This window comes from Nocardia arthritidis (genome assembly GCF_011801145.1).
GTDB lineage: Bacteria > Actinomycetota > Actinomycetes > Mycobacteriales > Mycobacteriaceae > Nocardia > Nocardia arthritidis_A.
This window is the reverse complement of the sequence record NZ_CP046172.1, coordinates 7,539,249-7,552,100: the sequence shown is the minus strand read 5'-3', so window position 1 is coordinate 7,552,100 and position 12,852 is coordinate 7,539,249. Positions and strand designations below refer to the sequence as shown.

At 66.1% G+C, this 12,852-nt stretch carries 15 protein-coding genes and 1 pseudogene; 11 read left to right on the top strand and 5 right to left on the bottom strand.

Annotated features, from left to right (window positions below; genetic code table 11):
• Nucleotides 1-6 precede the first annotated feature (6 nt).
• Nucleotides 7-540 (bottom strand): M23 family metallopeptidase, encoded by a 534-nt coding sequence (locus tag F5544_RS33945; protein ID WP_167476958.1) that lies wholly within the window; start codon nucleotides 538-540, stop codon nucleotides 7-9.
• 6 nt (nucleotides 541-546) lie between these two features.
• Nucleotides 547-819 carry a hypothetical protein gene (locus F5544_RS33940; RefSeq protein WP_167476957.1) on the bottom strand — a complete coding sequence of 91 codons (273 nt, stop codon included), beginning with the start codon at nucleotides 817-819 and terminating at the stop codon, nucleotides 547-549.
• A gap of 403 nt (nucleotides 820-1,222) precedes the next feature.
• On the opposite strand from F5544_RS33940, the gene rpsB reads away from it, so the two are divergent.
• Together rpsB and tsf are read left to right on the top strand one after the other, a co-directional pair.
• On the top strand, nucleotides 1,223-2,038 hold the full coding sequence (rpsB, locus tag F5544_RS33935; RefSeq protein WP_167476956.1) for a 30S ribosomal protein S2: 816 nt from the start codon (nucleotides 1,223-1,225) through the stop codon (nucleotides 2,036-2,038).
• A 100-nt stretch (nucleotides 2,039-2,138) separates the two neighbouring features.
• Complete coding sequence (gene tsf / locus F5544_RS33930) at nucleotides 2,139-2,963, top strand: translation elongation factor Ts (RefSeq protein WP_167476955.1); 825 nt, start codon at nucleotides 2,139-2,141, stop codon at nucleotides 2,961-2,963.
• Nucleotides 2,964-3,032: 69 nt separating this feature from the next.
• On the opposite strand, the gene F5544_RS33925 is transcribed toward tsf, so the two are convergent.
• A complete protein-coding gene (locus tag F5544_RS33925) occupies nucleotides 3,033-3,356 on the bottom strand; it encodes a putative quinol monooxygenase (protein ID WP_167476954.1) in 324 nt (107 codons plus the stop codon).
• Nucleotides 3,357-3,419: 63 nt separating this feature from the next.
• On the opposite strand from F5544_RS33925, the gene F5544_RS33920 reads away from it, so the two are divergent.
• From F5544_RS33920 to F5544_RS33905, 4 genes are all read left to right on the top strand, one after another.
• Complete coding sequence (locus F5544_RS33920) at nucleotides 3,420-4,337, top strand: LysR family transcriptional regulator (protein ID WP_167476953.1); 918 nt, start codon at nucleotides 3,420-3,422, stop codon at nucleotides 4,335-4,337.
• Nucleotides 4,338-4,451: 114 nt separating this feature from the next.
• Nucleotides 4,452-5,180: a UMP kinase gene (gene pyrH, locus F5544_RS33915; protein ID WP_167476952.1), complete on the top strand. Its 729-nt coding sequence runs from the start codon at nucleotides 4,452-4,454 to the stop codon at nucleotides 5,178-5,180.
• 52 nt (nucleotides 5,181-5,232) lie between these two features.
• Nucleotides 5,233-5,790, top strand: coding sequence for a ribosome recycling factor (frr, locus tag F5544_RS33910; protein WP_167476951.1), 558 nt, complete (start codon nucleotides 5,233-5,235; stop codon nucleotides 5,788-5,790).
• Nucleotides 5,791-5,855: 65 nt separating this feature from the next.
• Nucleotides 5,856-6,803 carry a phosphatidate cytidylyltransferase gene (locus F5544_RS33905; RefSeq protein ID WP_428847192.1) on the top strand — a complete coding sequence of 316 codons (948 nt, stop codon included), beginning with the start codon at nucleotides 5,856-5,858 and terminating at the stop codon, nucleotides 6,801-6,803.
• 24 nt (nucleotides 6,804-6,827) lie between these two features.
• Here F5544_RS33905 and F5544_RS33900 read toward each other — a convergent pair whose 3' ends face one another.
• Complete coding sequence (locus F5544_RS33900) at nucleotides 6,828-7,163, bottom strand: LapA family protein (protein ID WP_167476950.1); 336 nt, start codon at nucleotides 7,161-7,163, stop codon at nucleotides 6,828-6,830.
• 124 nt (nucleotides 7,164-7,287) lie between these two features.
• Between F5544_RS33900 and rlmN the strand changes: the two genes are divergently transcribed.
• From rlmN to F5544_RS33880, 4 genes and pseudogenes are all read left to right on the top strand, one after another.
• On the top strand, nucleotides 7,288-8,397 hold the full coding sequence (gene rlmN / locus F5544_RS33895) for a 23S rRNA (adenine(2503)-C(2))-methyltransferase RlmN (RefSeq protein WP_167476949.1): 1,110 nt from the start codon (nucleotides 7,288-7,290) through the stop codon (nucleotides 8,395-8,397).
• A 170-nt stretch (nucleotides 8,398-8,567) separates the two neighbouring features.
• On the top strand, nucleotides 8,568-8,948 hold the full coding sequence (locus tag F5544_RS33890) for a hypothetical protein (protein WP_167476948.1): 381 nt from the start codon (nucleotides 8,568-8,570) through the stop codon (nucleotides 8,946-8,948).
• Nucleotides 8,949-8,979: 31 nt separating this feature from the next.
• Nucleotides 8,980-9,407: pseudogene (locus F5544_RS33885) on the top strand (hypothetical protein); the annotation flags it as partial.
• On the top strand, nucleotides 9,319-9,930 hold the full coding sequence (locus F5544_RS33880; protein WP_167471241.1) for a hypothetical protein: 612 nt from the start codon (nucleotides 9,319-9,321) through the stop codon (nucleotides 9,928-9,930). The pseudogene F5544_RS33885 and the gene F5544_RS33880, both read left to right, overlap by 89 nt.
• A 93-nt stretch (nucleotides 9,931-10,023) precedes the next feature.
• On the opposite strand, the gene F5544_RS33875 is transcribed toward F5544_RS33880, so the two are convergent.
• Entirely contained in the window at nucleotides 10,024-11,445 is a 1,422-nt protein-coding gene (locus tag F5544_RS33875) for an ATP-binding protein (RefSeq protein ID WP_167476947.1), read from the bottom strand.
• 277 nt (nucleotides 11,446-11,722) lie between these two features.
• On the opposite strand from F5544_RS33875, the gene F5544_RS33870 reads away from it, so the two are divergent.
• Nucleotides 11,723-12,712, top strand: coding sequence for an RNA polymerase subunit sigma-70 (locus tag F5544_RS33870; RefSeq protein WP_167479654.1), 990 nt, complete (start codon nucleotides 11,723-11,725; stop codon nucleotides 12,710-12,712).
• Nucleotides 12,713-12,852: the final 140 nt, after the last annotated feature.

The following is a 12,852-nucleotide window of genomic DNA, read 5'->3' as shown; positions in this document are numbered from 1 at the left end:
CCACGCTCAGGCGGCCGGATCCACCGGTTTCAACCGCAGCGGATTCGAATGCAGTAGGCGGAGCGGGTCGAGGTAGGCCCGCCCGCGCCTGCCGCCGCTCTGGTCGCGCAGCCCCCAGTGCAGGCAGGCCGCCGCCGGACAGTCCGCGTGGCCGGGCTCGAGCGTTCCGAGCACACTGCCCCGAGTGACCCGCGCACCGACCGGAACCGTCGCGCGCACCGGTTCGTAGGTGGTGCGCAGACTGCCCGGATGATCGAGCGAGACAACGGATTTGCCGCCCACCGAACCGACGAACACCACGATCCCGTCCCCGGCGGCCAGCACCGGCTGACCGGGCGTGCCCGCCAGATCGACCCCGCGATGGCCCGGCAGCCAGTCGTGCGCCGGGTTGTCGAAGGGCCGCACGACCGCGGGCCGCGGCCGCAGCGGCCAGCCGAACCGGCCGACCGGCGCCGCCGCCGCGACCGGGTCGTTCTCGGCGGCCAGCACCGTGAGCAGCAGCAAAACCGTTGCCGCCCAACCTATCCGGCGCCGGAGCATCCGAAATCAGCGCGGCCGCACCGGCAGCGGGGTGAGCCGGACCAGCCACGCCAGCAGCGGCAGGCCGCCCGCGGATCCGGTGCAGCCGCCGAGCACGGCCTCCAACGTGCGCGCCTTACTGCGGTCGGCCGCGACCGGGTCCAGCACCGCGACCGAACCCGCGCCGATGGTCACCGCATCATCGTCGCGGGGCGCCGCCACCGCCGACCCCGTGGTCGCGAACAGCGCGCCGACCATCATCGAAACGAGCAATCCGAGCGAAAGGTATGTGCGATTCATGCCTTCCAGCTCAGCCGCCGCGACCCCTTCGGCAACACCCCCAATCGCGGAATGTGGACAACTTTCCGAACTGTGGACATCTCCCGTTTCGCACCGCTGACCGGCCGGACTCCACCTCCCTGACGGGCCGATTTAGGACCTCGCGCCGGAACCCCGTAAACTGTTGCGGCGGTCCGCACACGCTGACCGACTTCGCGCGCCACCCGTGCTTGTTCGTAACGGCGCTGTTCGAACCGAGCTCCAGTTCGAGAACGCTCGTTCGACGCAGTGCATTCGCGAAACAGGGAATCGTCGGCTGGTCCCGATCCGCCACGGTGGTCGGGTTCCGATGATTCGGCGGCGCCAGGGCGATGGATCGCCGATCCGTCGCGTCAACCGGCAACGAAAGAGAGATACGAGAGCCATGGCTGTCGTAACAATGAAGCAGCTGCTCGACAGCGGCGCACACTTCGGCCACCAGACCCGGCGCTGGAACCCGAAGATGAAGCGGTTCATCTTCACCGACCGCAACGGCATCTACATCATCGACCTGCAGCAGACGCTGACCTACATCGACAAGGCCTACGAGTTCGTCAAGGAGACCGTCGCCCACGGTGGCACCGTTCTCTTCGTCGGCACCAAGAAGCAGGCCCAGGAGTCGATCGCGGCCGAGGCGACGCGCGTCGGGATGCCCTACGTGAACCAGCGTTGGCTGGGCGGCATGCTCACCAACTTCTCCACCGTGCACAAGCGCCTGCAGCGCCTCAAGGAGCTCGAGGCGATGGAGCAGACCGGTGGCTTCGAGGGTCGCACCAAGAAGGAAATCCTCATGCTGACGCGTGAGATGAACAAGCTCGAGCGCACCCTCGGCGGCATCCGCGACATGCAGAAGGTGCCGTCGGCGATCTGGGTCGTCGACACCAACAAGGAGCACATCGCCGTCGGCGAGGCGCGCAAGTTGAACATCCCGGTCATCGCGATCCTGGACACCAACTGCGATCCGGACCTGGTCGACTACCCGATCCCGGGTAACGACGACGCCATCCGGTCCGCCGCCCTGCTGACCAAGGTCGTCGCCTCCGCCGTCGCCGAGGGCGTGCAGGCCCGCGCGGGTCTGTCCAGCGGTGACGACAAGCCGGAGGCCGGTGCGGGTGAGCCGCTGGCCGAGTGGGAGCAGGAGCTGCTGGCGCAGGCCGCGCCGAACGCCGAGGCCGCCGCCGACGCTCCGGCCGAGGCCTGAGACTCGTAACCGGCTGTTCCAGCGGTGATCACGAGGCCGTGCCATCGTGATCACCGCTGCCCAGTACTCACCGACTTTCTCCGAAGGAGGCTCGCCGAGGATGGCGAACTACACCGCTGCCGATGTGAAGCGGCTCCGGGAGCTGACCGGCTCCGGAATGATGGACTGCAAGAAGGCGCTCGAGGAGACCGCGGGCGACTTCGACAAGGCCGTCGAGGTCCTGCGCATCAAGGGCGCCAAGGATGTCGGCAAGCGCGCCGAGCGCGCCACCGCCGAGGGCCTGGTCGCCGCGCAGGACGGCGTGCTGATCGAGCTCAACTCCGAGACCGACTTCGTCGCCAAGAACGCCGAATTCCAGGGTCTCGCCAACCAGATCGTCGCGGCCGCCGCCAAGGCCCGCCCCGCCGACCTGGACGCGCTGAAGGCGCTGGACCTGGGCGGCAAGACCGCCGACCAGGCCGTGCAGGAGCTCGCCGCGAAGATCGGCGAGAAGCTGGAACTGCGTCGCGTCGTGTCCTTCGAGGGCCCGGTCGCCACCTACCTGCACAAGCGTTCCTCGGACCTGCCGCCCGCCGTCGGCGTGCTGGTCGAGTACCAGGGCGAGGGTGACGAGGCCGCCGCGGCCGCGCGTGCCGCGGGCATGCAGGTCGCCGCGCTCAAGGCCAAGTACCTGACCCGCGAGGACGTTCCGGCCGACGTGGTCGAGAAGGAGCGCGCCATCCTGGAGCAGGCCACCCGTGAGGAGGGCAAGCCGGAGGCCGCGCTGCCGAAGATCGTCGAGGGCAAGCTCAACGGCTTCTTCAAGGACAACGTGCTGCTGGAGCAGCCGTCGGTCACCGATTCGAAGAAGACCGTGAAGGCGCTGCTGGACGAGGCCGGTGTCACCGTGAGCCGCTTCGCCCGCTTCGAGGTCGGCCAGAACTGAGTCGATGAATGCGTGAATCGGCCCCGCAGTCCCGGACTGCGGGGCCGATGCGTATCGGTAGCGGGTCGGTCACTCCTTCGGTGCGACCGCGAATTCGGTTACGGTTTCCGCGTTCTCGATGACGACGTGCGACGGTTCGGCCAACCAGCCGGGCAGCGCCGTCAGATAGTCGTCCGCCGCGGCGGTCGCGCGGTGCGCCTCGAAGGCCGCCTGGTCCCGGTAACGCTCGAAGAAGTACACCCGGGTTTCATCGTCGGGGTCCTGGCCGACGCGGTAGTCGAGCACACCGGGTTCGGCGGCCACGGACGCGCGCAATTTCGCTACGGCCGCAAGGAAATCCGGGCGCGCGTCGGCGCGCAGGCGGAGGGCGACGGACAAGGTGAGAGTTGCCATGTCTCGAACGGTATGTCCGCGACCGGGGCGCGGGGAAAGACCGCGGCGCACTAGATTCAGACCATGGCGTTCTCGATCGACGCGCGCAGCCTGCGGTACTTTCTCGCCGTCGCCGAGGAGGGCAATTTCACCCGGGCCGCCGCCCGCGTCGGTATCGCGCAGCCCGCGCTGAGCGCGCAGATCCGGCGGATGGAGGCGCAGCTCGGTGCGCCGCTGCTGGTGCGGACCACCCGCAGGGTCGAACTGACACCGGCCGGTCGGTTGCTCGCCGAGGAGGGGCCCGCCGCGCTGGCCGCCTGGGATCGGTTGTTGGCGCGGGTGCGTGCCACCGCCGCGGGCGAATCCGGTGCCATGCGAATCGTGTTCAGCGCGAGCATGGGTTCCGATACCGCGCCCGCGCTGCTGGCCGCGCTGGAACGGGAGCTGCCGGGATTCCGGTTGTCGGGGCATCCGTTGCCGACACCCCTCATCACCCCCGAGGTGGCCTCGGGTTCGGCGGACGCGGGCATCACCAGGTCCGCGCAGCCGATCGATGGGACGCGCCGCTTTCTGCTGCGGGTGGAACGCCGCGGCGTGCAGCTGGCGGCCGATCATCCGCTCACCGCGCACGCCGAACTGGATCTCGTTGCGGCGGCGCGGTTTCCGATCATGCAGCATCCGCGTGCGGACAATCCGGCGCACTACGACGAGGTGCGAAAGTTGTTCGCGGGCCTGGATCCGGAGTTCGTCGAACCGGTGATCGCGTTCGACATGTCCCGCGGGTTGATCAGCTCCGGTGCGGCGATCGCCATCGTCGGCGAGTCGGGGGTGCGTGCGCAGCCCGCCGGCCTGCGCTGGATCCCGTTGCGGGACCCGGGTATCGAGCTGCGCACCTACCTCGTACTGCCCCGGAATTCCGCGCCGGTATCCCAGCAGATCCGTGCGGTTGCCAGGGAACTCGCGCTGGAGCGGGGGTGGCTCGTCGGCGCCGAGCCCCGGTAAGGCAGGATAGGGTCGCTTTGTGCGGCAGCTGCGCCGCGCTCCACCCGAGACGACGTACGCAGCCCTTGACGAATCGCGCCGTGACCACTCTCGCACCGAAGGAGTAGAACACCGATGACGGACCCGGGGACCGATCGCCCAGGATATCGCCGGGTGCTGCTCAAGTTGGGCGGTGAGATGTTCGGCGGCGGCAAGGTCGGACTCGACCCCGACGTCGTGCAGACGGTGGCCGAACAGATCGCCGAGGTGGTGTCCACCGGCGTGCAGGTCGCGGTGGTGATCGGCGGCGGCAACTTCTTCCGCGGCGCCGAACTCGAGGAGCGCGGGATGGACCGCGCCCGCTCCGACTACATGGGCATGCTCGGCACCGTGATGAACAGCCTTGCCCTGCAAGACTTTCTGCAGAAGCAGGGCATCGACACCCGAGTGCAGACCGCCATCACCATGGGTCAGGTCGCCGAGCCGTACCTGCCGCTGCGCGCCAAGCGTCACCTCGAGAAGGGTCGCGTGGTGATCTTCGGCGCCGGTATGGGCATGCCGTATTTCTCGACCGACACCACCGCCGCCCAGCGCGCGCTGGAGATCGGCGCGGAAGTGGTGTTGATGGCCAAGGCGGTCGACGGCGTCTTCACCGCCGACCCGAAGTCCGACGACGGCGCGACCATGTTCTCCGAAATCACCCACAAAGAGGTGATCGAACGCGGCCTGAAGGTCGCGGACGCGACAGCTTTCAGTCTCTGTATGGACAACCAGATGCCGATGCTGGTGTTCAATTTGTTGACCAAGGGCAATATCGCCCGAGCGGTCGCCGGTGAGAAGATCGGCACACTGGTTCGGTCTTGACACCCGCCCGATCGCGGATCATGACGATGACGACGCTGTGGAGGAAACGGTCGTGATTGAAGAAGCGCTCTTCGACGCCGAGGAGAAGATGGAGAAGGCCGTCTCGGTCGCGAAAGACGATCTCGGGGCGATTCGGACCGGCAGGGCGAATCCGGGCATGTTCTCCCGGATCGTCATCGACTACTACGGTTCGCCGACCCCGATCACCCAGATGTCGAGCATCACGGTGCCGGAGCCGCGCATGGTGGTGATCAAGCCCTACGAGCAGTCGCAGCTGGGCGCGATCGAAACCGCCATCCGCAATTCGGACCTAGGTGTCAACCCGACGAACAACGGTGACATCATTCGGATTTCGGTGCCGCAGCTGACCGAGGAGCGGCGCCGCGAACTCGTCAAACAGGCCAAGGCCAAGGGCGAGGACGCGAAGGTCGCCATCCGCAACGTGCGGCGCAAGGCGATGGATGAGCTGGGTCGCATCCAGAAGGATGGCGAGGCGGGCGAGGACGAGGTCGGGCGCGCCGAGAAGGATCTCGACAAGACCACCGCCAGATATGTCGGCCAGATCGATGAGCTGGTCAAACACAAGGAATCCGAGCTGCTCGAGGTCTGACGCTCGTCAGCGCAAGCCCGCCAGGGCGGGGGATGAACGGAACGACGAATTTGAGCGACGGGACGATCGTGGCCGAGAATGCCGCCGCCACCGGTGCCGCCGGAGATCCGGTACCGGTCAGCGAGACACCTGCGCGGAGCGGGTCCACCGGTGCGACAGACGCCGGCGGGTCCGGCGGTGCCGCGCCACCTGCCTCGCGGGCCGGGCGAAACCTACCGGCGGCGCTTGCCGTCGGCTTCGGTCTCGGCCTGTCGCTCATCGCGATTCTGCTGTTCGTGCCGAAGGTCTTCATCGGCGTCGTCGGTGTCGCGGTCGCGGTGGCCACCTGGGAGGTCGCGAAGCGGCTGCGTGAGGCCGATGTGCTGGTGCCGAGGATTCCGCTGATCGTCGGCGGTCAAGCGGTGTTCTGGCTGGGCTGGCCGTACGGTGCGAGCGGGGTGGCGGGCGCGTTCGCCGCGACAACGCTGGTCTGCATGGTGTGGCGGCTGTTCGATCACGGGCTGCGCAGCGCGCCGCGAAACTTCCTGCGCGACACCGCCATCACCATTTTCACGCTGGCCTGGATTCCGCTGCTCGCATCGTTCGCGACGCTGCTGTTGCTGGAGGATCCGAACGGCAATCTGCGGGTGCTGACCTTCATGATCCTGGTGGTCTGCTCCGATGTCGGCGGCTATGTGGCGGGCGTCCTGTTCGGCAAACATCCGATGGTGCCGTCGATCAGCCCGAAGAAATCCTGGGAGGGCTTCGCCGGTTCGCTGGTGTTCAGCGTGATCGGCGGCCTGCTCACGGTCACCCTGCTGCTGCAGGCGAATTCGATGATCGGCGTGGTGCTCGGCATCGGTCTCGTACTGGTGGCGACCTGCGGCGACCTCATCGAATCGCAGATCAAGCGGGAGCTGGGCATCAAGGATATGGGCACCCTGCTGCCCGGCCACGGCGGCATCATGGACCGGCTCGACTCGATGCTGCCCTCGGCGTTCGTCGCCTGGCTGGTACTCAGCACCCTGCTCTGACGCGCCTGCTCAGTGCTCTCGGCGTCAGTGCTTCTTGGCGGCGCGGCGCAGCTGCAGGATGCGAACCCCGCCGACCAGCGCCATCACCAGCGCGCCGCCGATCACCGCCAGCAGCATCGTGATGCCGAGGGGCAGCGAGAAATCCCAGAAGAACAGGCTCACCCGGGCCTGCTCCAGATTCTGCAGGATGAACACCAGCAGCACGATCAGGATCAGCGCGCCCGCGATCAGACCGGTCCAGGTGTAGCCGGTGCGCGAGGCGATGTCCTTCTTGCCTGTGGTGTCCTTCTTGCCGGTGGTGGTGGCCGTCGGCTGGTCGGACACCTGCGGCTCGGGCAGCGGCTCAGCATTGGTGGACATACCTCGATCATTGCCGATGGCTATGGAACCGGGGTGCATTTCGTCACAACGAAAGCGCATGTCGGCCGGTCGGCGGCCGGGCGGATGTGCGGCCGATTCGCCCTGATGGGAGAATCGAGAAATTATGACCGCCTCCCTGCCCCTCGTCTTCGATGCCCCACGCCGCGGCATGCCGCCCCGGCACCTCGCCGACCTCGACGCCGAGGGCAGGCGGGCGGCGGTCGAGGAGCTCGGGTTGCCGAAGTTCCGTGCCGACCAGATCGCGCGGCAGTACTTCGGCCGCCTACAGGCCGATCCGGAGCAGATGACCGATCTGCCCGCGTCGGTGCGCGAAAAAATCGGCGAGGCGCTGTTCCCGCCGCTGCTGAATGTCGTAAGGCATGTCGCATGCGATGGCGGGGAAACCCGGAAGACGCTGTGGCGCGCGGGCGACGGCACCCTGCTGGAAAGCGTGCTGATGCGCTACGCCGACCGCAACACCCTGTGCATCTCCAGCCAGGCGGGCTGCGGTATGGCGTGCCCGTTCTGCGCGACCGGCCAGGGCGGACTCAACCGCAACCTGTCCACCGCCGAAATCGTCGACCAGGTGCGTGCCGCCGCGGCCGCGCTGCGCGACGGTGAGGTCGCGGGTGGGCCAGGACGGCTGTCGAACATCGTCTTCATGGGTATGGGTGAGCCGCTTGCCAATTACAAGCGTGTGGTCAACGCGGTGCGCCGCATCACCTCCCCGGCTCCCGACGGCCTTGGTATCTCCCAGCGCAATGTCGTGGTCTCCACCGTCGGTTTGGCTCCCGCCATCCGCAAGCTCGCCGACGAGGACCTGTCGGTGACTCTGGCTGTGTCCCTGCATACTCCGGACGACGAACTCCGAGACACGTTGGTGCCGGTGAACAATCGCTGGCCGGTCGCTGAGGTCCTCGACGCCGCAAGGTATTACGCCGACAAGTCGGGCCGCCGAGTCTCGATCGAGTATGCGTTGATCCGCGATGTCAACGATCAGCCGTGGCGGGCCGACATGTTGGGCTCGAAGCTGCACAAGGCTCTCGGTTCGCGTGTGCATGTCAACGTGATCCCGTTGAACCCGACCCCGGGTTCGAAGTGGGATGCGTCCCCGAAACCTGTTGAGCGGGAGTTCGTTCGGCGAGTCAATGCCGCTGGTGTGCCGTGTACGGTGCGGGATACGCGGGGTCAGGAGATCGCCGCGGCGTGCGGGCAGTTGGCCGCCGAAGGCTGAGGCACGCCTGATCCTGTTCAGGATCCTATCTATGTCATTGTCATCCGGATTTCGGCGCGGATCCGCTCGCAAGTACAAGAAGTGTTGCGGCCGACCGGAATAGCGGCTCTGGGCACAAGATTGTCCAATCGTGGCCCGTGGAGCCCGCCCGCATGCAATGATCCTGCACCGTGAGCGAAGCCCCGTGGGAAGCACTTCCGCTGCATAACAAGCCAGTTCGCGAGATCGTCTACTCGGGAAACGGCAAGGATGCCGAGCTGGTCCTGACCTTCCCTGACGGGAGCACAGGCACGGTTCCCAGCCATCATGTGTCGATCACCTCCGTCGTCCCGATTCAGTTGACGATCGAAAGCCTGGACGACCTCAACCTTGCCGTTCGAATCACCGGCGAAGCGCTCGCCGTCGATGCTGCCAGAGTGCTCAACTATTACGCCGACGACGAGGCGGGCGGCAGTGAGTTCCTCGAAGACGTCGCGAAGTGGGCCACGCCTGGTCGCCACGATATCGACATCGTCACGCCGGTCGAAATCGAGCTGACAGCTACGGAGTGATGGATGCGCCGATGTGTGCGAATCCTCGAGCATCCGGAGAGTTGCCGATGAGGGTTTGTCGGTGACTTCGGCTGTGTCGCTGCATACTCCGGATGATTAGATGCGGGATACGTTGGTGCCGGTCAACCATCGGTGGGCCGGACGCTGAAGTTCTCGATGCGGCAAGGTATTACGCGGATAACTCGGGCCGTCGAGTCTGCGTTGATCCGTGATGCCGATGATCAGCTGTGGCGGGCGGATATGTTGGGCTCGAAGTTGCACAAGGCGTTTGGCTCTCGTGTGCATGTGAACGTGATCCCGGTTGCACCCGAGTGGGATGCGTGGCCGGAACCTGTTGAGCGGCTTGCCCAACTCGGCTCGAATCTGCCGGATGGCAGGCGACGGATCCGCGACGATGGGGCACGTGCCGGATCTTATTGCGACGATTGCCCCCGTTCAGGATGGATGGTTGGTCCGTAGCCCCAGCGGTCCTGAAGTCCTGGTCGATGATCTACGCTTCGCGCGCTACGAGATTGCGAAGCTGACCGCGCCGGAAGGATGGTACGAGGCTGCTAGGGAACTCATCCTGATCGACGCGAGTGGTGAGGTGGTCCACGACATCACGCTGTTCCTCGACTGGAACAACGATAAGGGGAAACTCGCGGCGCTCGCGGATGCACCACCGGAAGGGTGCCGGTGGTATCCCGAAGGGTCCGGCCTGCATTGCCTTCGGCCCGGTGCAAATCGATGGGATGCCATCGCCGTGCTCGCAGCGGAACTGCGCGAGCGGCACGGTGTCACCGTCGATTTCGGATACGAGAAGGACGAGTGGGACGGCGAACCGGACCGCATCGCGCATCTATTGCTGAACGCTGTCAACCGAGCCGGGTCGAGTGGTGTCACGGAGAGCCAACTGATGCGTTTCATCACCACGGTTCTGGGCGGGACCATCAATGTGTCCATGTACCCGGGCGAGACGTTCATCAGTTACCGAATACCGTGACCAGCCGCCCCGGGTCGCTGTCACCTGCGGCAATCCGGGTGACTACTGCTGTGGAGCCGACATGCATGAACCGGACTCGAGCTTTCGGGCTGATCAGCGAGATTGCCAGGCCTCGAGCAGATCCGCAGGTGTGAATACGGCGTCGAGATGCTCGGTTGTCGCACCCGACCTGGTGACGGCCAGCAGGGGGACGGGTTCGTCGGTGACGCGGTGCCGATGGCGCTGGAGTTCGGTCAGGTCGTGGTTGTCGAAGGGCGAACTTTCCAGCCACTTGATGGACCCGAGGAACGCCAGCTCGTGCGCGATGGGTTCGCGGTCCGCGCCAACGATGTCGATTTCGACATCGTTGCTGCGGGTCCAGTAGCCGCCGACTGCGGGAACCGCCGGAATTCCGTGTGCGGGTAGCACACGTGCCAGTGATTCCCGGACCAGCGGCTCCACGGCGCGGCCACGCCAGCTTGTCCACCCACGGTGAATTCGTTCGAGGGTGAGGTCGGGGCGCATTCGGTCCAGTTCGGTGAGGTGTGGGCCGAGGAAGGTCAGCCAGAATCGGAGATATGGATCGGTGATCCGGTATCGGCGTTCTTTGGAGGGCATGAGGCTGATCGGCAGCTCGGCCGCGACGATCCCCTTTTCGGTCAGCAGTTCCGTCGCGCGTGTCAGGGTCGAGTGTGCGATTCCGCCAGCAGCCCGGGCGATATTTGTAAAGGTGCGCTCGCCACTGCCGATCGCCGCCAAGACTTGGCGGGCTTGGGTTTGGTCCGGAAACTCGGCGGCGAGCGACAGTTGTGCGGAAACGACCAGTGGGCTTACTGGATCTGCTAGCTCCCGGGAGAGGAATGCCCAGATATCCTCACCCGAGTGCCAGCGGGCGGCGATGACGGGCAGACCTCCCGTCACCAGAGCGGCGTCGAAGGCAGCGGCTGGTTCCAGGCCGGTCATCGTGGCAACGTCTGCCGGGTTGAGCGGTCCCAGCCGCATCTCGGTGCCGCGCTGGTGGAACGGCCGTCCATATGAGGTGAGTGCCTGCATCATGGCGAGGTCGGAACCGATGAGGATCAGCAGCACTGGCTTGCGCGACAGTTCACGATCCCAGGCGCGCTGCAGAACGCTCTCGAACGCACCGGCGGGGTCCATCAGGTACGGCAGCTCATCGAGCACCACCACACTCGGTTTGTCCTCGGGCAGGATGCCGGCGAGCTGGCGGAACGCCGCTGTCCAATTGCCGGGTACGGCCTCGGCGAAAATATCGGCGTCGGGCAGCGAAGAGCCGCGCACCGCGTCGACGAACTCGGTGAGCGGATCGGTGCCGAAGCCGATTTCGCTGGTGTGAAAGACGTTCGGTACTCGGTTTCGATCCACGAACTCCTCCACCAATGCGGACTTGCCGATCCTGCGTCGCCCACGCAGGATCAGGCATCGTCCTGGCCGCGCTGTTCCGATCTCCCCGCGTACTCCGGCCAGCGTGGTTGCGAGTGTGTTCAATTCGCGCTGTCGCCCGATGAAGTTGACCAAACCGCACCTCCAGGTTCGGATCAAGATACTTTCAACTGCGATACTATCGTGCGAGATACTATCTTTGGCGGTAGAATCCGGCGGATTTGATGTTGCATCGCTTTTCCTATCGCCCTGGCCTCAGCAGGCGAAGACCAGACCGCTGATGACCGAGAAGCCCGCCGACACCGCAACGCCCCGAAACTTGTCGCTGTCGGACCGCCCAGTTCTGCCCACGAACGGTGTCTATACGAGGGGGGACATGACTGGATGAGAGAAGTGGGAGTTCCTGGTGTTGGTGGGAACAGACGACCTCGTGCTGCGGGCGCGGGCCGGCGATGATGAAGCGTTTCGTCAGCTGACCGAACCGTACCGGCGCGAGTTGCAGGTGCACTGTTATCGGATGCTCGGGTCGCTGCAGGATGCCGAGGATGCCTTGCAGGACACACTTTTGGCGGCCTGGCAGGGTCTCGGTGGATTCGAGGAGCGGGCGTCGATCCGCACCTGGCTGTATCGGATCGCGACCAATCGGTGCCTCAATGTCCGGCGCGCCGCGAGCAGGCGGTCGGCGGCGGCGTGGGACCTGCCCGGTATCGAGCCGCCCGAACCGACGCGGCTCGGCGAAATCCCTTGGCTCCAGCCGATTCCCGACGATGTGCTGGCCGATGCGGCGCACACCCCGCCCGGGCCGGAGGCTCGCTACGAGCAGACCGAATCCATCTCGCTGGCCTTCGTCACCGCACTACAGGTGCTGCCACCGCGTCAGGTGGCCGTCCTCGTCCTGCGCGACGTCCTCGGTTTTCCGGCGAGCGAGGTCGCCGACATGCTCGACTCGACGGTCGACTCGGTGCACAGTGCGCTGAAGCGGGCACGCACCAGCCTGCGGCGTCGGCTACCGGCGCCCGTCTCTGACGCCCCTGCCGAGGACGCCATCGTGGCGAAGTTCGTCACCGCCTACGAGGCCGCGGATCTCCAAGCCCTGATCGCCCTGTTCACCGACGATGTCTTCCTCTCGATGCCGCCGGTCCCGCTGGAATACCAGGGCCTGAACGCGGTAGCGCGATTCCTCGGCATGCTGTTCGACGCCGGGCGCAGATATCGCCTGGTGCCGACGCGGGCCAACGGGCAGCCGGCGTTCGGGGTGTACGGGGACGACGGGGCCGGGGGGTGCGGGCGGAGCGGACTCATCGTCGTCGGCATCACCGGCGCGAGGGTCAGCTCGATTGTCCGGTTCGAAAGCGGTCTGCTGCCCCGGTTCGGGTTGCCCAGCGCCTTCTCCGATCGCTGACCGACATCGGTCGAGCTCCTCCCGATTACGTTCCGCCTGAACAAGATCGGATGTGACCGAATCGAGATCTGTCGTTCACGAACAGTTTTCGAACACACAGACGAATTTCGGGCCCCGGCGGGGTCTGTATCAGTGAAGTC